Annotated in this window: 13 protein-coding genes; 4 read left to right on the forward strand and 9 right to left on the reverse strand. The window is 77.3% G+C overall.

All coding sequences use genetic code 11. The annotated features are described in order from the left end of the window. Positions 1-54: 54 nt before the first annotated feature. The 4 genes from E5225_RS14795 to E5225_RS14810 form a co-directional block, all read right to left on the reverse strand. Entirely contained in the window at positions 55-3000 is a 2946-nt protein-coding gene (locus E5225_RS14795) for an FAD-binding and (Fe-S)-binding domain-containing protein (RefSeq protein WP_424945147.1), read from the reverse strand. Between the two features lie 88 nt (positions 3001-3088). Next, entirely contained in the window at positions 3089-3529 is a 441-nt protein-coding gene (locus E5225_RS14800; protein ID WP_135974455.1) for an OsmC family protein, read from the reverse strand. A 123-nt stretch (positions 3530-3652) separates the two neighbouring features. Beyond that, a complete protein-coding gene (locus E5225_RS14805) occupies positions 3653-4828 on the reverse strand; it encodes an AAA family ATPase (protein ID WP_135974453.1) in 1176 nt (391 codons plus the stop codon). A gap of 76 nt (positions 4829-4904) precedes the next feature. Continuing rightward, entirely contained in the window at positions 4905-6098 is a 1194-nt protein-coding gene (locus E5225_RS14810; protein WP_135974451.1) for a M15 family metallopeptidase, read from the reverse strand. 228 nt (positions 6099-6326) lie between these two features. Here E5225_RS14810 and E5225_RS14815 point away from each other — a divergent pair, with 228 nt between their 5' ends. From E5225_RS14815 to E5225_RS14830, 4 genes are all read left to right on the forward strand, one after another. Continuing rightward, positions 6327-6929 carry a hypothetical protein gene (locus E5225_RS14815; protein ID WP_135974449.1) on the forward strand — a complete coding sequence of 201 codons (603 nt, stop codon included), beginning with the start codon at positions 6327-6329 and terminating at the stop codon, positions 6927-6929. 62 nt (positions 6930-6991) lie between these two features. After that, a complete protein-coding gene (locus E5225_RS14820; RefSeq protein ID WP_135974447.1) occupies positions 6992-7591 on the forward strand; it encodes a protein-L-isoaspartate O-methyltransferase family protein in 600 nt (199 codons plus the stop codon). Positions 7592-7832: 241 nt separating this feature from the next. Further along, positions 7833-11957: a S8 family serine peptidase gene (locus E5225_RS18150; protein ID WP_135974445.1), complete on the forward strand. Its 4125-nt coding sequence runs from the start codon at positions 7833-7835 to the stop codon at positions 11955-11957. A 106-nt stretch (positions 11958-12063) separates the two neighbouring features. Further along, positions 12064-12696 (forward strand): DUF3806 domain-containing protein, encoded by a 633-nt coding sequence (locus E5225_RS14830; protein ID WP_135974443.1) that lies wholly within the window; start codon positions 12064-12066, stop codon positions 12694-12696. Positions 12697-12860: 164 nt separating this feature from the next. Here E5225_RS14830 and E5225_RS18015 read toward each other — a convergent pair whose 3' ends face one another. From E5225_RS18015 to E5225_RS14855, 5 genes are all read right to left on the reverse strand, one after another. Next, a complete protein-coding gene (locus tag E5225_RS18015; protein ID WP_243738346.1) occupies positions 12861-13517 on the reverse strand; it encodes a ribonuclease H family protein in 657 nt (218 codons plus the stop codon). A 54-nt stretch (positions 13518-13571) separates the two neighbouring features. Further along, positions 13572-14525: a 5'-3' exonuclease gene (locus E5225_RS14840; RefSeq protein WP_135974441.1), complete on the reverse strand. Its 954-nt coding sequence runs from the start codon at positions 14523-14525 to the stop codon at positions 13572-13574. A 153-nt stretch (positions 14526-14678) separates the two neighbouring features. Further along, positions 14679-16337: a hypothetical protein gene (locus E5225_RS14845; RefSeq protein ID WP_136225496.1), complete on the reverse strand. Its 1659-nt coding sequence runs from the start codon at positions 16335-16337 to the stop codon at positions 14679-14681. Positions 16338-16460: 123 nt separating this feature from the next. After that, complete coding sequence (locus E5225_RS14850) at positions 16461-17087, reverse strand: RNA polymerase sigma factor (RefSeq protein ID WP_135975624.1); 627 nt, start codon at positions 17085-17087, stop codon at positions 16461-16463. Between the two features lie 190 nt (positions 17088-17277). Beyond that, positions 17278-18774, reverse strand: a complete 1497-nt coding sequence (locus E5225_RS14855) for a MinD/ParA family ATP-binding protein (protein WP_136225498.1) — start codon at positions 18772-18774, stop codon at positions 17278-17280. Between the last annotated feature and the right edge of the window lie 43 nt (positions 18775-18817).

Genomic DNA, 18817 nt, shown 5'->3' on the forward strand with positions numbered 1-18817 from the left:
GCCGCCGCCGGCCCCGGCCGCCGGGCAGCCGGCGGGCGGGTCGCCGGTGGCGGGTCAGCCGGCGGGCGTGCGCTCCGGCAGGTGCGCGGCCAGCAGCTCGGCCAGGTGCACGCCCTGCACGCCCGCGAGCTGGTCGGCCTGCGTGCGGCACGAGTAGCCGTCGGCGAGGAGGACGTCGCCCGGGGCGGCGTCCCGCAGCGCCGGCAGCAGCGACGCCTCGGCCACCGCGACCGACACGTCGTAGTGGCCCTTCTCCATGCCGAAGTTGCCGGCGAGTCCGCAGCACCCCGCGAGCGCGGAGAACTGCGCACCCGCCTCCGTGAGCAGGCGCCGGTCCGCCGTGTACGTCATGACGGAGTGGTGGTGGCAGTGCGGCTGGACGACGGCGGTGACGTCGGAGAGGTCCGGCACGGACCACCGCTCGCCCGGGCCCACGGGGGCCGGGGCCGTGAGCAGCTCGGCGAGCGTGCGGGTCTCGCGCGCGACCGCGACGGCCCGGGGGTCGTCCGGGAGCAGGTCGAGCAGGTCGCTGCGCAGCACGGCGGTGCACGACGGCTCGAGGCCGACGATCGGCACGCCGTTGACCGCGAACGGGCCGAGCACCTCGAGCAGGTGCGACAGGCGCTTGCGGGCGCCGTCGAGCTGCCCCGTGCTGATCCACGTGAGGCCGCAGCACGCGTCGTGGTCCGGCACGAGCACGTCGTAGCCGGCGTCGCGCAGCACGCGGACGGCGGCGTGCGGCACGGACGGGGACAGGGTGTCGCTGAACGAGTCGGTCCACAGCACGACGGGCGGTCGGCGGCCGCCCGCGGCGGCGCCCTCCGGCACGGTCGGCAGGCCGTCCGCGGCGGCGCCGCCCACGACGCGCACCTCACCGGACCGCGCGCCCGCCGTGCGCGACCAGGCCCGGAACGGCACGGGCGCGAAGCGGACCATCTTCCGCCGGGTGTCCATGCCGCCCGCGGCGAGGACGGCCCTCGCGAGCGGGCGCACGCGCAGCACCGCGTTCGCGAGCGACGCGAGCCCCGGCAGCCCCGTGATCAGGCGCGACCAGCGCGGCAGCCAGCCGAGCGCGTAGTGGTTCACCGGGCGGACCCTGCCGCGGTACGTGCGGTGCAGCACCTCGGCCTTGTACTGCGCCATGTCGACGCCCGCCGGGCAGTCGGAGGAGCACGCCTTGCAGCTCAGGCACAGGTCGAGCACGTCGTGCACCTCGGGCGACGACCAGCCCTTCGTCACGAGCGTGCCGTTCGCCATCTCCTGCAGCACGCGCGCGCGGCCGCGCGTCGAGTCCTTCTCGTCCTTCGTCGCCAGGTACGAGGGGCACATGAAGCCGCCGGTGGCGCGCGTGTCGGCCCGGCACTTGCCGACGCCCACGCAGCGGTGGACGGCGGTCGTCATGTCGCCGCCGTCGTGCGCGAACGCGAACCCGCCGGACCCGGCGAGCAGCGGGCGGGCCGCGGGCCGGCGCAGGTCCGCGTCGAGCGGGTTCGGCCGCACGAGGACGCCCGGGTTGAGCAGGTCGCGCGGGTCGAACAGGTCCTTGACGGCGCCGAACAGGTCGATCGCGCGCTGCGAGTACATGACGGGCAGCAGCTCGGAGCGTGCGCGCCCGTCGCCGTGCTCACCGGACAGCGAGCCGCCGTGCGCGGCCACCAGGTGGGCGGCGTCCGTCATGAACGCCCGCAGCGGACGCCCGGACTCCGCCATCGGCAGGTCGATGCGCAGGTGCACGCACCCGTCGCCGAAGTGCCCGTACGCGAGCCCGTCCACGCGGTGCTCGGCCATGAGCGCCTCGAGCTCGCGCAGGTACGCGCCGAGCCGCTCGGGCGGCACGGCCGAGTCCTCGAAGCCGGGCCAGGCCTGCTCCCCCGCCGGCGTGCGCCCCCCGAGCCCGGCGCCGTCCTCACGGATGCGCCACATCGCCGCGGCCTGCGGCCCGGGCGGGAAGACCGCGACGGCGTCCGTGCCGGCGTCGGCCGCGAGCGCACGGGCCGACGCGAGCGCCTCGTCGAGCGTCGCGCCGCCGACCTCGACCATCATCCAGCCGGCACCGGGCGGCAGGTCGGGCACCGCGGCGGCGCCCTTGACGCGGCGCACCACGTCGACGAGCCGGGCGTCCATGCCCTCCACGGCGAGCGGGCGGTGCGCGAGCAGCGCGGGCACGGCGTCGGCCGCGGACGGCATGTCGGGGTAGCCCAGCACGACGAGCACGGGCGCCGACGGCACCGGCACCAGGCGCACCGTCGCGCCGAGCAGCGTGACGAGCGTGCCCTCGGTCCCGACGAGCGCCTTCGCGAGGTCGGTGCCGTTCTCCGGCAGCAGGTGCTCGAGGGAGTAGCCGGAGACCTGACGCGTGAACCGGCCGAGCTCGGTACGGATCACCTCGAGCCCGCCGCGCACCACCGCGTCGAGCCCGGGGACGGCCGCGAGCGCACCCGCACCGGCGCGCGCGGTGAAGCGGCGCCCCGTCCCGTCGACCACGTCGAGGTCCACCACGTTGTCCGCGGTGCGCCCGAACGCGACCGCCCGCGGCCCGCACGCGTTGTTCCCGATCATCCCGCCGAGCGTCGCGCGTGCCTGCGTCGACGGGTCGGGGCCGAACCGCAGCCCGTGCGGCGCCGCCGCGGCCTGCAGGTGCGACATGACGACACCCGGCTCGACCCGTGCCGTGCGCGCCTCGGGATCGATGTCGAGCACGCGGTTCACGTGCCGGGAGAAGTCGAGCACGATCCCCGGTCCGACCGCGTTGCCGGCCACGGACGTCCCGCCGCCGCGCGAGGTCAGCGGCGTGCCGGTCTCGCGCGCGACGTGCAGCGCCGCGAGCACGTCGTCGGTGTCGCGCGGGAACACCACGACGCGCGGGACCACGCGGTAGTTCGAGGCGTCGGTGGAGTACTCGGCGCGCCGGCGCGTGGTGTCGTCGACGGACCCGCGGACGACACCGCGCAGCGCGTGCACCACGTCCCGGACGTCCGCACCGGGCTTCTCGGTCGTCACAGCCACGCTCGGCAGTGTCGCACCCCGCACCCGGGACCCGCGTCGGCGTCCGTCGCGCACGCGGCCCCGGGGGCGGGGTGCGGCGCCGTCAGGACTCGAGCTGCGCGTCGAGCGTGATGGTGGTGCCGGTGAGCGCCTTGCTCACGGGGCACGTCGCCTTCGCGGCGTCGGCGGCCTCGCGGAACCCGTCCGCGTCGACGCCCGGCACCTCGCCCCGCACGGTCAGCACGATGCCCGAGATGCGGAAGCCGCCGGCCGGGTCCGGCGACAGCGTGACGTCGGCCGTCACGTCGAGGGACTCGGGCGCGTGGCCCTTCTCGCCGAGCAGCGCGGACAGCTGCATCGCGAAGCACGACGAGTGCGCGGCGGCGATCAGCTCCTCCGGGCTGGTCGTGCCGCCGGCCTCCTCGGCCGCCCGCTTGGGGAAGGACACGTGGTAGGTGCCGACGCCGGAGCTCGTGAGCTCGACCTGGCCGCTGCCCTCCTGCAGGGAGCCGTTCCAGGCGGTGCGTGCGGTGCGCGTGGGCATGTGCACTCCTCGGTTTTCGTGCGGGGGTGGGGCCGGGCGCCGCCGGGCGGGCCCGTGCCGGGGAGCGCGCGGCGCACGCCCCGTCGTCCAACCTAGGAGCCGGACGCGGGTCCGCGCGAGGCGTCAGCGCGCGCGCTCGAGGTGCGCGGACACCACGTGCGTGGGGGCGCCCGCCTCGCGCAGGGCCCACGCCGCGCGCGCGTGCAGGGCCCGGCGGTCACCCGCGTCGAGACCCGCGTAGAGGGAGGACCGCACGAGGTCGTGGCGGAAGACCAGGCGGTCGCCGCGCGCGTGCACGACGCCCGCGGCCAGGCCGTGGCGCAGCGTCCGCCAGCACTCGGTGACGGAGTCGCCGGCGAGCGCGGCGAGGTCGCCCACGACGAACGACGTGCCGAGCACGGAGGCCTGCCCGAGCAGCGCGAGCACGCCCGTGCCCAGGTGCGCGACGTGGGCCCGGCCGACCCGGTCCAGGTCGTCGAGCCAGCCCGTGCCCACGGCCTCGACGACGCCGTCCCGCTGCTCCAGCACGCCGCACGCCTGCGCGGTGCGGACGACGTCGACGACCAGCCGCGGGTTGCCGCCCGTGGTCGCGAGCACGCCGCGCAGCCGCGGGCCGACCTTGGCGTGCAGCAGCGACTGGGCGAGCTCGACGGTCGCGGCCGGGCCGAGCGGCCGCAGCTCCAGGTAGCGCGCGCCCGCCCGGGTCCAGGCGGCGACGAGCTCGGCGAGCTCGGCGCGGTGGGGAACGGCGCGCGTCGTCATCACCGTCAGCGCGTGCGGGAGCGTTCCCTCACCGGCCAGGCCGGCCAGCAGGCGCAGGGAGCACGCGTCCGCCAGGTGCAGGTCCTCGAGCACGAGCACCCAGGGGCCGTGGTCGCCGTGCCGGCGGACGAGCGCCGCGAACAGCTCGTCGGCGCGGGCGTACCGCTTCGGCGCGTCGGCCCGGTCGTCGGGCAGGACGTCGAGCAGGTCGGCGAGCTCGGTGACGACCGGCCCGCGCGCCTCGCCCCCGCGTGCGCTGCGACCGCCCACCGGCCCCAGGAGGGCGTCCGTGAGCAGCGCGTACGGCGGGGCCGCGGGCCCGACCGCGCGTCCCGTGCGGACCTCGATGCCGAGCAGGTCGGCCGTGCCCTGCAGGGCCTCGACGAGTCGCGTGCGCCCGACACCGGGCTCGCCCTCGAGCACGACGGTGACGCCCTCGCCGGCCGTCGCGCCCGACAGCAGCGCGTCCAGGTCGTCGAGCTCGCCCGCGCGTCCGACCAGCGGCTCGTCCCGGGCGGACGGGGAGGGCGCGGTCATACCGCCGATCGTAGGACCCGGGCGGCACGACCTCCCTGCCCGGGCGGGAGCCCGGCGGGGCTGTGGGCGGACGTGCTCAGCCCACGTACTCCCAGTGCCACGGCTCAGGCTTGCTGCCGCCGGCGCGGGCCCACTCGGGCAGCACCCAGTCGTGGGCGGGGGCGTTCTCCCGCATCCAGACGTGCTCGGCCGTGCCGAAGGACTGCACGGCGCCGCCGAGGTCGACCGCCACACCCATGCCGTGGTTCGACGTGCCCGGGCGCGCGCACAGCGAGCCCTTGTTCGCGCGGCACGCGACCTGCTGGGCGTAGGGCCGGTAGGAGTCGGAGACCTGCAGGTGCTTGCCGAACCGCGCGGCGAAGTCTGCGTCCAGGGCCTCCAGCGCCTCCGCGGCGTCGCACCGCAGCCGGACCGACGGGGAGAAGGACACCCCGCACAGCGCCGAGTCGGGCACCTGACCGTTCTCGAAGCCCTGCAGCGAGGACTTCCACGCCGCGCGCTGGGCCGCCTCCTCGGCGGCGACGCGGGCGGCCTCGTCGGCGGCGGCCTGCGCCGCGGCCTCCGCGGCGGCCGTCTCGGCCCGCTTCTGCTCGGCCGACGCCTTGGCGGCGTCGGAGGCGCGGGCGACGCGCTCGAGCGCGTCGCGCAGCGGCTCGGTCGCGGGGTCGCCCGCGTGCGGGATCGTGGTGGTCTCGCCCGTGTCGCCCTCCGCCGCCGGCGCGGCGGCGTCGCCGGCCGCCTCGGCCGGGTCGGCGGGGACGGCCGTCGGGTCGGAGGACCCCGCGGGCGCCGACGCGGAGTCGTCCGCCTCCCCGGTCGGTGCGGACTTCGCGGGCGCGTCCGCGTCCTGCTCGGAGTCGTCCCCGCGGGGGGCCGAACGTGAGACGGGGGCGTCGCGGTCGACCGGCGGGTCGGTGGGCGTGAGCGGCGCGACGTCGACCTGCGTGATGGCGTCCTGCAGCTCCGCCGTGGCGGCGTCGAGCTCCGCGATCACCTCGGGGGCGACGGCGACCTGCTCGGCGTCGGCGCGCACGGCGGACGCCTCCTCGATGGCGCCCGACGCGACGTCGACGGCCTCGGCACGCAGCTGCTCGGTGCGGGCGAGCGCGGCGCGGTCCTCGGCGTGGCGGGCCAGGATCCCCTCGTCGCGACCGTCGGCGAGCACCGCCGAGGGCGGCTCCTCCGCGGTGGCGGTCACGACGACGGCACCGGTGCTGAGCACGAGGCCCACGGCGACCGCACCCTGCGCGACGCGTGCGGGCAGGGGCACGCCCCACCCGGCAGGTCGGCGGAGGGTGATGGGCTGACGGCGCGGGGCGGCATGCCTGCCGCCCGACCGACGCCGCGGGATCGGCAATCTGTCACTCACTCGTAACACGTTAAGTGAGTCGGACGCACGTCCATCCGACTTGAGCGAATACGGGTGCGAAGATTCCGTGCACATCCCGTTACGTCCACGCCACACGGCCGAGCATGTCGGAGCACTACGCTTTCACCCGTGCCCGATCTGGACGCGCAGCCAACTGCTCCCGGGACAGCGCCGACCGCGCCGACGCCCGTCGCAGCCGCGTCGACCCCGCACGCGGACGGCGGCGGCCTCGACGACCTGTACGACATCGCACGGCTCGCGCGCCGCCTCGACGTCGAGCACGCCACCATCCGCGTCTGGCTGTCCCGCAAGGTGCCGTGGCTGCCGCCCCCGGACGGCCGGCTCAACGGCGGCGCCGTGTGGCGCGCCACCACGCTCGAGGGCATCGAGGAGCGGCGCTTCCGCCGGCGGCCGGGCCGCAAGCCGCGGTTCCTCACCGCTCCGGCCGCGGCCGACGTCCCGCGCACCGGCCCGCTGACCGGGCAGATCCCGATCGTCGACCCGGCCGCGCGCACCGGTGCCGTCGCGGCGGTCGCCGCCGCCACCGGGCAGATCCCGGTCGTCCCGGTCACGGCCATGACCGGCGCCATCCCCACCGTCCCGATCGCCCCGCGGACGGGCCAGGTGCCCGTCGTGCGGCCGCGCGGCCGGCACGCGGCGCTCACCGGCCCCGTGCCGACCGTCGCACCGCGCGCCGTCGGCAGCACCGCCGGCATCCCGCCGACCGCCTGACGGCCCGCGGACGGGCGCCACGCGCCGGCGCCCCCCGTGCGGCGCGGTCGTACGCTGCCCGTATGGCGGGCCGGACGCCGGACGACCCCGACCCCGCGCGCGCCGCCGACGTGGCGGCAGCGATGCGCGCGCTCGACCGCGCCGCGTTCCTGCCGCCCGACCAGCGGCCGCACGCGCACGAGGACCGCCCGCTCCCGCTCGGGCACGGGTCGACGAGCTCGCAGCCGAGCACCGTCGCCGCGATGCTGCGCCTCCTGGCCGTGCCCGCGGGCGCGCGCGTGCTCGACGTCGGCGCGGGCTCCGGCTGGACGACGGCGCTGCTCGCGCGGCTCGTCGGGCCGGCGGGCGAGGTGCTCGGCGTCGAGCTGGAGCCGGCCGTCGCCGCGTGGGGGGCGGGCAACGTCGCGGCCGCGGGCATGCCGTGGGCGCGGCTGCGCCCCGCCGACCCGCACGTGCTCGGCGGCCCGCGACCCGGCGGCTGGGACCGCGTGCTCGTCTCCGCGGCCGCCGAGGCGCTGCCCCGTGCGCTCGTCGACCAGCTCGCCCCCGGAGGTGTCCTCGTGGTCCCGGTCGGGCGCACGATGCACCGCGTCGTGCGGCGGCCCGACGGCGGCGTGGACGTCACGACGCACGGCTCGTACGTGTTCGTCCCGTTGCGCTGACGGCGTGTCCGCCGGACGCGCCGACGAGGGCACCACCGGTTCAGGAGGGATCCCCGTGAACCCGACGGACCCGGACGGGTCACGGATTCCGGCGGAGGGGTGACGAAACGCCTACCGGTCAGTAGCGTGCACCCTGCCCGGGGGGAACTGTGACAGCAGCCACACCGGGCGTGACGCCCGGGACGCCGTCCTCGCGTCCGCCGTGCCCCGCACCAGCCGTCCGACACCCCGGGATGACAAAATGCCACGTCGTGCTCTCGCCGGCCTCGCTGCCGCCTCCGTCGTCCTCGCCACCGCGCTGCTCGCGCCGCCCGCGGCCGCGGCCCCACCACCGGACGAGCTGTCCGGCCTGCTCGTCGAGGACCGGGCCGTCCGCGTCGAGAAGGAGGGCGTCGGCGACGCCCTCGCGGACGCCACCGGACAGGTCACCGCGTTCGTCGAGCTCGACACCCCCGCGGGCGTCGAGGTCGCGGAGGACGGCGGCGCACCCGCCGACGTCCTGGCGGCCGCGGAGGTGACCGAGGCGAAGGCGGCCGAGGTCGTCCCCGCCGACGCGGGCGAGGCACGCGCCGCCGGCGCCGAGCCGACCCGCATCGCCACCCTCACCAACCTCGTCTCCGGCGCGCTCGTCGTCGGCGACGCCGCGCAGCTGCGCACGCTCGCCGACCGGCCCGACGTCGTCTCGGTCCGGCTCGTCGCCGAGCGCACGCTCGACAACGCCGCGCAGGTCGAGTTCACCCGTGCCCTCGCGACGTGGCAGGACACCGGCGTGCTCGGCACGGACGTCACCGTCGGCATCGTCGACACCGGGATCGACTACACGCACGCCGACTTCGGCGGCCCGGGCACGGTCGAGGCGTACGAGGCCGCGTACGGGGAGAACGGCTCGGGGCCGATCCCCGCGGGCTCGTTCGACCCGGAGAAGTTCCTCGGCGGCATCGACTTCGCCGGCCGCGACTACCACGCGGGCGGCACGCCCGCGCAGCGCGTGCCCGCGCCGGACGACAACCCCATCGACGTCAACGGCCACGGCTCGCACGTCGCCGGCACGGCCGCCGGGTTCGGCGTGACGCCCGACGGCGCGACGTTCCGCGGCGACTACAGCGCCCTCGAGACGGTCGCCGACTGGCCCGTCGGCCCGGGCACCGCGCCCGCCGCGCAGCTCTACGCGCTCAAGGTCTTCGGCGACATCGCCGGGTCCACGAACCTGACGTCGCTCGCGTTCGACCACGCGGCCGACCCGAACGGCGACGGCGACTTCAACGACCGCCTCGACGTGCTCAACCTCTCCCTCGGCGCGGCCGGCGCACCGGCCGACGACCCGGAGAGCCTCCAGGTCGGCGAGCTCACGGCGCTCGGCACGGTCGTCGTGCTCTCGGCCGGCAACGAGGGCGACGTCGAGGACATCGGCGGCTCCCCCGGCAACGGCTACGCGGGCCTGACGGTCGCGTGGTCGATCGGCAAGGACCTCGCGTTCGACGCCATGGAGGTCACCGAGGCGTCCGACCCCGCGCTCGTCGGCCGCCACGCCGGTCAGAACTCCGTCGCGTACTCCGGTGCGGACGTCACGGCGCCGGTCGCGTACGTCGGCCCGACGTTCGACGGCTGCACGCCGTTCACGCCGGAGCAGGCCGCCACGGTCGCCGGCAAGATCGCCTACCTGTGGTGGGACGACGACGACGCGACCCGCGCGTGCGGATCCGTCGTCCGGTTCAACAACGCGACGGCCGCGGGCGCGGTCGGCGTGCTGCTGCCCACCGAGGAGCGCATCTTCCCCGCCGGCATCTCGGGCAACGCCACGATCCCCGGCTTCCAGATGACCGCCGCCACCACCGACGCGCTCCTGCCCGAGATCGAGGCCGGCACGCTGGTCGCGCGCATCGGCCCGTCGATGGCCCTGTCCACGCGGCAGGACGTCGGCGCCGACACCCTCAGCACGTCCTCCTCGCGTGGTGCGCACGGAACCGTCGGGTGGGCCAAGCCCGACGTCGCGGCGCCCGGCCAGCAGATCGTGTCGGCGGACGTCGGGTCGGGCAACGCCGGTGCGACGAGCAACGGCACGTCGATGGCCGCCCCCCACGTGGCCGGCATCGCCGCCCTCGTCAAGGAGGCCCGTCCGGGCTGGTCGGCCGCGCAGATCAAGGCCGGGATCATGAACACGGCGACGCACGACGTGTCGACGGAGCCCGGCGGCGACCTGTTCTACGGCCCCGCCCGGGTGGGCTCCGGCCGCGTCGACGCCCTCTCGGCCGTCACGAACGACACGCTCCTCTACAACGCGGAGCGCCCGCAGCAGGCCTCGGTCGGCTTCGGGGTCGTGCAGGTCGGCGCGGAGCCGGTGACGATCCGCAAGGCCGTCACGGTGCAGAACCTCGGCAGCACGGCGCGCACCTACACCACGTCGGTCACCGAGAGCACGACGTCCGGCGAGGCGTCCATCACCGCGAGCCCGGCGTCGCTGCGGGTCCGCGCGGGCGGCACGGGCATCGTCACGCTGACGTTCACGGCCGACCCGGCCACGCTGGCCCGGGACATCGACCCGACGCAGCAGGTGGAGCAGCTCGAGGGCCTCGCCCGCGAGTACGTCTCGCAGGTCTCCGGACGCCTGGTCCTCACCTCGGGCGGTCAGGAGTGGCGCCTGCCGGTCCAGGCCGCGCCCCGGCCCACGACCGACCTCGAGGCCCTGCCCGTGGCGTTCGCGGACGCCGGCGCGGAGACGGCCGAGCTCGCGATCACGGGCCGCGACGTCGTCGCGGACGGCTGGTACGGGCTCGTCACGCCGCTCGTGCACGCCGCCGACAGCCCGCGCCTCGACGCGCTGCCGCCGAACGCGCAGACCTCGCCGTCGACCCTCGCCGCCGGCGACATCCGGCACGTGGGCTGGGCATCGACCGCTCCGGCGGTCGAGGCCGCCGGGGGCGACCCGACAGCCGACGGCTACCTCGGCGTCGGCATCGCGACCGACGGCGACTGGGCCGTCGTCGGGCACGCGCTGCAGCCCCGCGTCCTGGTGGACACGGACGGCGACGGCGAGCCGGACGTCGTGAGCATCGTCACCAAGCTCGTCGACACCGACTACACCGTGGTCGAGACGTACGACCTCGAGACCGAGGACCTGATCGCCGGTCCGGAGCTCGCCTTCCCGTTCGCGGGCGAGATCGAGGCCGGGTCGTTCGACAACAACGTGCTCACCGTGCCGGTGCCGCTCGCGGCGCTCGGGGTCGAGCCGGGCACGCAGGTCGGCGTCTGGGCCGCGATGTACAGCGAGTACGCGTTCCCCGCCGACGGCGTGATCGACCAGGTCGGGCCGTTCACGGTCGACCCGTACGACCCGCCGCTGTGGTTCGAGTCGAACATCGGCGCGGACTTCGTCTCGGCGTCGTTCGCCGGTGCGACGGTCGACGTCCACAAGGGCCCGGGTGCCGCCGACGCGCGGATCCTCGCGCTGCACCACCTCAACGGCACGGGCGACCGGGCCCAGGTCATCGACGTGACCGTGCCCGACGCGATCACCACGACGACGACGCTCGACGTCGAGTCGGCGTGGACGGCCGGCGAGGAGACGCTGTTCCAGATGACGGTGAGCCCGGGCGAGGCGACGGGGACGTTCCGCGTCTACGACGGCGAGACGCTCCTCGGTGAGACCGAGGTCGTCGACGGGGCCGGCGTGTGGGGCACCGCGTCGCTCGGCGCCGGGCCGCACGCGTTCCGGGCCGAGTACGTGCCGGACACGGCGCTGTACGCGGGGTCGACGTCGGAGGTGGTCGAGCGCGAGTTCGCCGCGTCGGCCTCGACGACGACGCTGCGGCTCTCCGCCTCGTCGGCCCGGTACGGCTCGCCCGTCACCGCGACCGTCACGGTCACCGGCCAGAGCTGGGCACCGTCCGGCCCGGTCGAGATCCGCGAGGGCAGCAGGGTCGTCGCGACCGGCGAGCTGACCGTCGACGGGCTCGTCGGCACCGCCACGGTCGAGCTGCCGCGGGACCTCGGGGCCGGCACGCACCGCCTCGTGGCCGTCTTCGGCGGCACGGCGGACCTCGCGCGGTCCCAGTCGGCCCGTGCCGACCTGCGCATCACGCGGGCCGCGTCCCGCGTGACGCTCTCGGCCGACACGTGGACCGTGCCGCGCGGCAGCACCCCGACCGTCACCGTGACGGTCGGCGGCACGGTCGAGGGGGCCCCCGCGGGCACCGGGTCGGTCCGCGTCCTGCTCGGCCTGCGTCCGCTGGACGTGGTGCAGCTCGCCGACGGCACGGCCCAGGTGACCCTGCCGGCGGTGCGCTCGACGAACGTCGTGACCGTGCTCTACGGCGGGGACGACGGCTACCTCCCGGGTGCCGCCGCGCAGGTGGTCCGCGTCGGCTGACCCGCACCGACCGGTCCCGAGGGCCGGTGCCGCCACGGACGTCCGTCCGGGCGACACCGGCCCTCGGTGTGTCAAGGGACCTCCTGAGGGCGCCGATGCAGCGCGCATGGGCATCTTCGAGCACCGGACCCCGCCGCAGGGCGCCGTGCTGCCCACGCCGCACGGCCCCGGCGACTCCCCGCTCCCCGCCGACCCCGCAGACGGCGCCGGCGAGGCGACCGGTGCCGCCGGCGACTCCGCCGCAGATCCGGTCACTGCGGAGCCGGTCACCGCGGAGCCCGCCACCGCAGCGCCCGCCACCGCGCCGGCGCCGAGCGACCTCGGGCACACCGTCGACGACCTCAACCCGGCCGAGCGCATCTGGCTCGCCCAGCAGCGGACCCTCCTCGCGGACCTGTGCGACGACCCCGCGGACGCGGCGGCCGTCGCGGCGTTGTTCGACCGCGTGCGCACGCAGTGGTCCGAGGCGGCCGAGCGGCCCGACCACCGTCCCCTGGCCGACGCGTTCGGCGTGGCACTCGGCGACCTCGTCGTGGCGCAGGCGCCCGCCCTGCGGTGGGCCGCGGCCAGCGACCGCTACGGCACGGAGATCGTGCTCGCGCACGACGCACCGCAGGTGCTCGTGTACCCGCTCGCGTCGGTCGGCCAGTACTGGGAGGACGCGCGCCCCGGCTGGTTCGCGGCGCAGGTGGAGCGGCTCACGCAGACGGTCCGGGCGGCGCTGGACTCCGGGGGCTGACGACTTCGCCGGCGGCGCGCGCCGCCGGCGACCGGACGACCCGCCCTCCCCCGGCGGGTCCCCCGGGCGGGACCTCGCGCACGTGCCGGCCCCCCTCCGGCGCGCGCGGGGTCCCGCCCGCCGTGGTGGTGGGACGCGCCCGGCGGTGCGGAACGCGCGGGGGCCTAGAAGAGGACGTCCGGCTCCGGTCGCTCGGTGGCCGACGGGGCCGTGGCGGACGGGGCCGCGGGGGACGCTGCCGGTGCGCCCGGGGCGGTCGCGGCGGGGGTGCGGGTGGTCGCTGCACGGGTACGGGTACCGGTCGCCGTCGCGGCACGCGTGCGCCGCGCCGGTGCCGCGCCGACGGGCTCGAGCACCGGCGTCGCGCGCATCGTCCCGGCGGGCAGCGTGCCCTCACGGGCAGCACGCGCGGCGACCCCGGCGAGCTCGTCCGCCCGCTCGTTGAAGCGGTCGCCGGTGTGCCCGCGGACCCAGCCGAACGTCACCGGCCCGGTCCGGTCCGTGATGGCGCGGTCGATGGCCTGCACGAGTCCGAGGTTCTGCACGGGTCCGCCGCCGGCCGTGCGCCAGCCCTTGCGCTTCCAGCCGGGCAGCCACTCCGACGCGCACTTGATCGCGTACTGCGAGTCGGCGACGACGCGCAGCGGCTCGTCCCCCGGGTGCGCGAGCACCGCCTCGAGCACGGCCATGAGCTCCGCGACCTGGTTGGTGCCGGAGCGGGCACCGCCGCTCGCGCTCGTGCCGTCGTGGTTGACCCACGCCCAGCCGATCGCCCCGCCGGGGTTGCGCAGGCAGGAGCCGTCCGTGCTGACCGTGATCACGGTCGACGATCGTGCCACGCGCGCCGGGGACCGCCGAACCGCCCGACCGCCGCGTCAGGCGACCGCGCTGAGCGCCTCGACGACCCGTCGCACGCTCGACGACAGCCCCCACCGCTCCGCGAGCGCGACCAGCGCCTCCGGGTCGGCGGGCGTGGCGGGCAGCCGGTCGTCCGCGTCCGCGACGGGGGCGTCCGCGGCGACCCGGACGACCGTGGGCGCCACGGCGAGGTAGTCGGCGGCCTCGGTGAGGCGGCGGCGCTGGGTCGGCGTGAGGCCGGCGTCGCCGGAGTCGCGGGCGGCGAGCACGCCCTCGAGCGAGCCGTACCGGTGGATCAGCGCGGCCGCGGTCTTCTCGCCGATCCCCGCGACCCCGGGCAGGCCGTCGCTCGCGTCGCCGCGCAACGTGGCCATGTCCGCGTACGCGCGGCCGGTCGGCACGGCGTACTTCTCCGCGAGCAGCGCCTGGTCGACGACGAGCAGGTCCTTGATGCCCTTGATCGTGTAGAGCACCCGCACGGGCACCTCGTCGTCGACCAGCTGGAACAGGTCCCGGTCGCCGGTGACCACGTCGACGGCGGCGCGCTCCCCCGCCGGGCGCGCGGTCTCGCGCGCGACCAGCGTCCCGATGACGTCGTCGGCCTCGAACCCGGGCGCACCCACGCGCGCGATGCCGAGCGCGGCGAGTGCCTCGACGATCACCGGCACCTGCGGCGACAGGGTGTCCGGCACCTCCTCGACCCCCGTCGTGCCGGGCCGCTCCTGCGCGACGCGGTGCGCCTTGTACGACGGGATCGCGTCGACCCGGAACTGCGGCCGCCAGTCGTCGTCCCAGCAGGCGACGAGGCGCGTGGGCCGCCGGTCGGTCACCAGGCGGGCGATCATGTCGAGCAGCCCGCGCACCGCGTTCACGGGTGTGCCGTCGGGCGCCTTCACCGAGTCGGGGACACCGAAGTACGCGCGGAAGTACAGCGACGCGGTGTCGAGGAGCAGCAGTCGTCCGGCGGCCATGGGCGAACGCTACCGACGCCCACCGACGCCCGCCCCGTTCGGGGCGCGCGCCTCGTCGGCGGGGCGCCGACCTCGTCACCGCGGTGCCGACCTCGTCACCCGTGGCTGACGAGGTCGCGCCGCAGTGACGAGGTCGCGCAGCAGGTCACGCCGTCAGTCCACCGGGCTCAGGTCCAGCTGGTCCTGCGCGACGGCGATGACGCTCCACGTCTGCCCGTCCGCGTCGGCGAGCTCCCACGCCGGCACGAGGACGGTCGCACCGTCCGGCGTCGTGAGGAGCGTGACGCCGAGGCGCGCGTCCACGAGCGTCACCTGCTGCACCGGCCAGGCGATCGGCGAGCCCGGTGCGGGCACCGGCGGGACCGTGGGCTCGGCCGGGGCCGGCTGCGGCTCGGCGGGCATGCTCCCGACCACGTCCTCCGTGCCGGCCCCCGCCGCGGCCGTGCGCGCCAGCGGGCTCACGCCGCCGAACGAGGCACCGAACCGCGGGTCGCCGAGCCGCTCGACCGCGTCCGTGGCGCTGACGACGTCGTACGTGCCGAGCTCGACGAGCGACGCGAGCGGGCCGGACGCGGACTGCACGCCGTCACCCGCGAGGCCGACCGTCCACGCGACGCCGGTCTGCGTGCCGTCGACGACCTGCGTCGCCTGCACGTTCACCAGCCCGGGCACGCCCGTCTCCTCGGCGACCGTGAGCTCGTAGCCCGCGGTGTCGACGCCGAGGCGGTCGAGGAGGTCACGGGCCGCCGCGACCGCCGCGTCGCCGGTCGGGGTCGCCGCCGGGTCGCACACGCTCGGGTCGGCCGGCGCGGGTTCCGGCACGGGTTCCGGCGCCGGCACGGGCAGGATCGACATGTCGGGGGCGACGGCCGGCTCGCCGGTCGCGTCGCCGGTGCCCGCGGCCGGACCCGCACCCTCGGCCGCCCCGCCGTCCAGCTCCTCCGGCAGGCCCGCCTGGCAGACGGACGGGTCGCGCGCGCGGTCGTAGAACCACAGGTTCGCCGTCCCGTCGCCGCCGATCGTCACGCTCGCCCCGGTGCCGTCGTTCGCGCCGACGACCCACTGCCCCCACTCGGCACGTGGCTCCCCCGGGACCCCGAGCACCTCGGCGGCGCGGCGGGCCGCCTCGGCCGTCGCGGCCGACGTGGCGTCGAACGCCCACGCCCGGGCCTCGCCCGGCTCCGTCGGCAGGCCCTCGCCGGTGAACGTCGTCCGCCAGCCGAAGCCGGGCGCGATCATGCTCCGCGCCGTGCCCGCGTCGGCTCCGGCGAGACCCTCGACGGTCGCCTCCGTGCCCACCGCCTGGCCCTGCAGCGCGATCGGCGGCGCGGCGGGCGCGTCGCCGCCCGCGGCGCCGAGCGCGTAGCCGCCGCCACCCACGAGCACCGCCCCGGTCGCCACCGCGGCGACCTGCAGCCAGCGCGCGGGGCGGCGGCGCGCGCGGGCCGCGGCGAGCTCGTCGGGGGCGGAGGGAGCGGGCCCGCCGGTGGTCGCTCCGGTGGGCCCGCCGGTGGTCACGCCGACGGCGACGCCCGTCGCGTCGGTCAGGCGCGCGTGCAGGCGCGGCAGGTCGGGCGTCGCACCCGCCGCCGGGTCGGCGGCGCGCACGCGCGCCAGGGCTGCGTCCTCGGCCTTGGCGGCGGCCTCCGTAGCGGCCTCCTCCGCGGCGGCGGCGGTCGTCGCGTCCGCAGTGGCCGCGTCCGCAGTAGCAGGGTCCGCGCCGGCGGCGACGGCGTCGGCCGTGTCGGGGCCGTCGCTGCCCGTCGCGGCGTCGTCGGGTGCGTCGTGCCGCGGGTCGCGCGTGTCGTCCATGGGGTCCTCCTGCCGGGGCGGTGCAGCGGGCCGGCCGGTCCGGGGGCCGGACGCCGCGGCTGCTCTCCTGCCCCGTCTGTGTCGTCGGGGGTGCGGCTCTTGCAGCGGGTCGGCGCCGGCTCCTCAGGCGTCGACGGCGGCGAACGCGGCCCGCAGCCGCGACCGCGCCCGCGAGAGGGCGGCGTCCGCCCCGCCACGCCCGGTGCCGAGGACCGCCGCGAGGGCGTCGCCCGTCAGCCCCTCCCAGGCGTGCAGCAGCAGCACCTCGCGGTCCCGCGCGGACAGCCCGGCCAGCACGGTCCGCACGGTGTCGTCCCGCACGGTCCGCAGCGCGGGGTCGTCACCGTCGGGCACGTCGGGAACCTCGGCGACCGGCACGGGGCGTCCCTTGCGGCGGTGGTTCGCCACGACGAAGCCCGCCGTCCGGTACAGCCACGGCAGCTCGGCGCCGTCCGGCACGTCGTCGCGCCGGCGCCAGGCGACGGTCAGCACGTCGGCCGTGAGGTCCTCCGCGTCCGACCGGCCCGCGCGGCGTGCGACGTACCGGTGCACCGCCGTGGCGTGCGCGCGCACGAGGGAGTCGAACCAGGCGCCGTCGTGGGCGGGCGGGGACGCACCGGCCGGACCGGCACCGGCGAGCGGAGCGGGCGGCGCGTCCGGGAGTGTGCCCCCGGGCGCGCCGCGGTCCCGGTCCGCCGCGGGCGCGGGCCCGCCGGGGACGACGTCGGCGTGCGGGGGGTGCGTCGGCACTGCGGCTCCCGGCGGGTTCGGCGGCGGTGGCGGCGGTGCCCGTGAGCACCGCCCTCACCCCCTGGTGTCGCCACCTGCGCCGATCTTGCACCCGTCCGGCCACGGGACGCACGAACGGCGTGCCGGTCGCCTCCCCTGGGGCGGGGCGGGAGCGGCACGCCGTCCGACGGACGCGCGGCGGGTGGGCCGGTCAGAGGCCGTCGGCCACCACGGCCGTGGCACGCAGCCACGCGTCGCGGGTCGACGGGCGCAGGGACGCGTGCGCGATGGGCCCGCCCGTGACGAGCGCCCGGTCGTGCGGCACCTCGACGACGGCCCGCGTGAGCGCGCCGAAGTGCGAGCGCAGCCGCTGGCGCAGGTCCTTGTCGACCTTCGGCTCGGGGAACGACAGGATCGTGACGGCCTGGCGCACCAGCTCCTCGTGGCCGGTCGCGCGCAGTGCGTCGAGCGCCCACGCCGCCGACTGCGCCGTGTCCTCACGCAGCGTCGAGACGACGACGAGCTGGTCCGCCGTGTCGACCGCCGCGCGCCAGTTGGAGGCGCGCATGTTGTTGCCCGTGTCCACGACGAGCACCCGGTAGAACTGCGACAGCACCTGGTGCAGCGCGCGGAACGACTCCGCGTCGACGCTCGACACCGACGCCGCGTTCTCGTCCGAGGCGAGCACGTCGAACTGCTCCTTCGGCTGCGTGCGCACGTACGAGTCGAGGTCGCCGATGCGCAGGGTGCCGCGCCCGGTGAGGTCCGGCAGCGCGTGCAGCAGGTCGACCGCCGTGCGCGTGTGGTCCGCGTGCGACGAGCGCCAGCCGAGCGTGCCGCGCGTCTCGTTGTTGTCCCACGCGAGCGTGTACCCGCCGCGGTGCAGGCCGAACGTCGCCGCGAGCATCATCGTCGCGGTCGTCTTGTGCGCGCCGCCCTTGGGGTTGACGACGACGACCGTGCGCGGGCCGTCGAACGTGCGGCGCACGGCCTCGACCTGCGACCGCCGGACGCGCTCGGCGCGCCCCGGCTGCGGCGTCACCGCGCCGAACGTGAGGCGGCGGACCGTGCGCTGCCAGCCGCGCTCGGCGGGGCCCTCGTGCGCGGGGTGCCGGGCCGCCAGCAGGTCGTCGAGCGTGGGCAGCGAGGTGCCGCCGACGGCCGGGGTCGCCCCGGTCGCGGGGCCGCTGCTGCGGCGGCCGCCGACCGCGGGTGTCGCGCCCGTGGCGGGTCCGCCGCGGCGCGTGGCCGGGGGCGGCGCGTCCACGGCGGGCGTGGCGCCGGTGGTCGGCGGGGCGGGTGCGGGGGCCACCGCGGCGGTCGGGGCCGACGTCGCCGCGAGGGGGCCTCCGGCGGCCGGCACCGCGCCGGGTGCTGCCACGGCGGTCACGTCGCCGGTCAGGGGTGCCACCTCGTCGGCGTCCGTCGCCTCGTCCACCCGACCGTCCGGGTGGATCACGAGCGCCCACAGCCCGTCGGGGTCGCGGACCTCGACGGGCAGCGCGCGCCCTGCCTCCTGCGCGAGCGTCGCGATGCGCGAGGTCATCTGCGCGCCGGCCTCCGCGAGGTCCGCCGCCGCGATGCGCTGGAGCACACCGTCGACGGAGATCTCCCCCGTGCCGTCCTCGCGCACCTCCGCCACGATGTGGGGCAGCGCGCCCGTCGTGGGCTCGCGCGTGGCCACGTCGCCGCCGCCGGTGTCCGTCATGGGTCCCCTCCGTCCTGCCGGCCCGCGGCGCCCGCAGGTGGCA

The sequence above is a fragment of the Cellulomonas shaoxiangyii genome, assembly GCF_004798685.1.
Taxonomy (GTDB): Bacteria; Actinomycetota; Actinomycetes; order Actinomycetales; family Cellulomonadaceae; genus Cellulomonas; species Cellulomonas shaoxiangyii.

Bases quoted from the DNA above. Each gene is read 5' to 3' on its own strand.
- E5225_RS14805 (WP_135974453.1), bottom strand. From the start codon at position 4,828: ATGACCGCGCCCTCCCCGTCCGCCCGGGACGAGCCGCTGGTCGGACGC.
- E5225_RS14830 (WP_135974443.1), top strand. From the start codon at position 12,064: ATGGGCATCTTCGAGCACCGGACCCCGCCGCAGGGCGCCGTGCTGCCC.
- E5225_RS14845 (WP_136225496.1), bottom strand. From the start codon at position 16,337: ATGGACGACACGCGCGACCCGCGGCACGACGCACCCGACGACGCCGCG.
- E5225_RS14800 (WP_135974455.1), bottom strand. From the start codon at position 3,529: ATGCCCACGCGCACCGCACGCACCGCCTGGAACGGCTCCCTGCAGGAG.
- E5225_RS14855 (WP_136225498.1), bottom strand. From the start codon at position 18,774: ATGACGGACACCGGCGGCGGCGACGTGGCCACGCGCGAGCCCACGACG.
- E5225_RS14840 (WP_135974441.1), bottom strand. From the start codon at position 14,525: ATGGCCGCCGGACGACTGCTGCTCCTCGACACCGCGTCGCTGTACTTC.
- E5225_RS14820 (WP_135974447.1), top strand. From the start codon at position 6,992: ATGGCGGGCCGGACGCCGGACGACCCCGACCCCGCGCGCGCCGCCGAC.
- E5225_RS18150 (WP_135974445.1), top strand. From the start codon at position 7,833: ATGCCACGTCGTGCTCTCGCCGGCCTCGCTGCCGCCTCCGTCGTCCTC.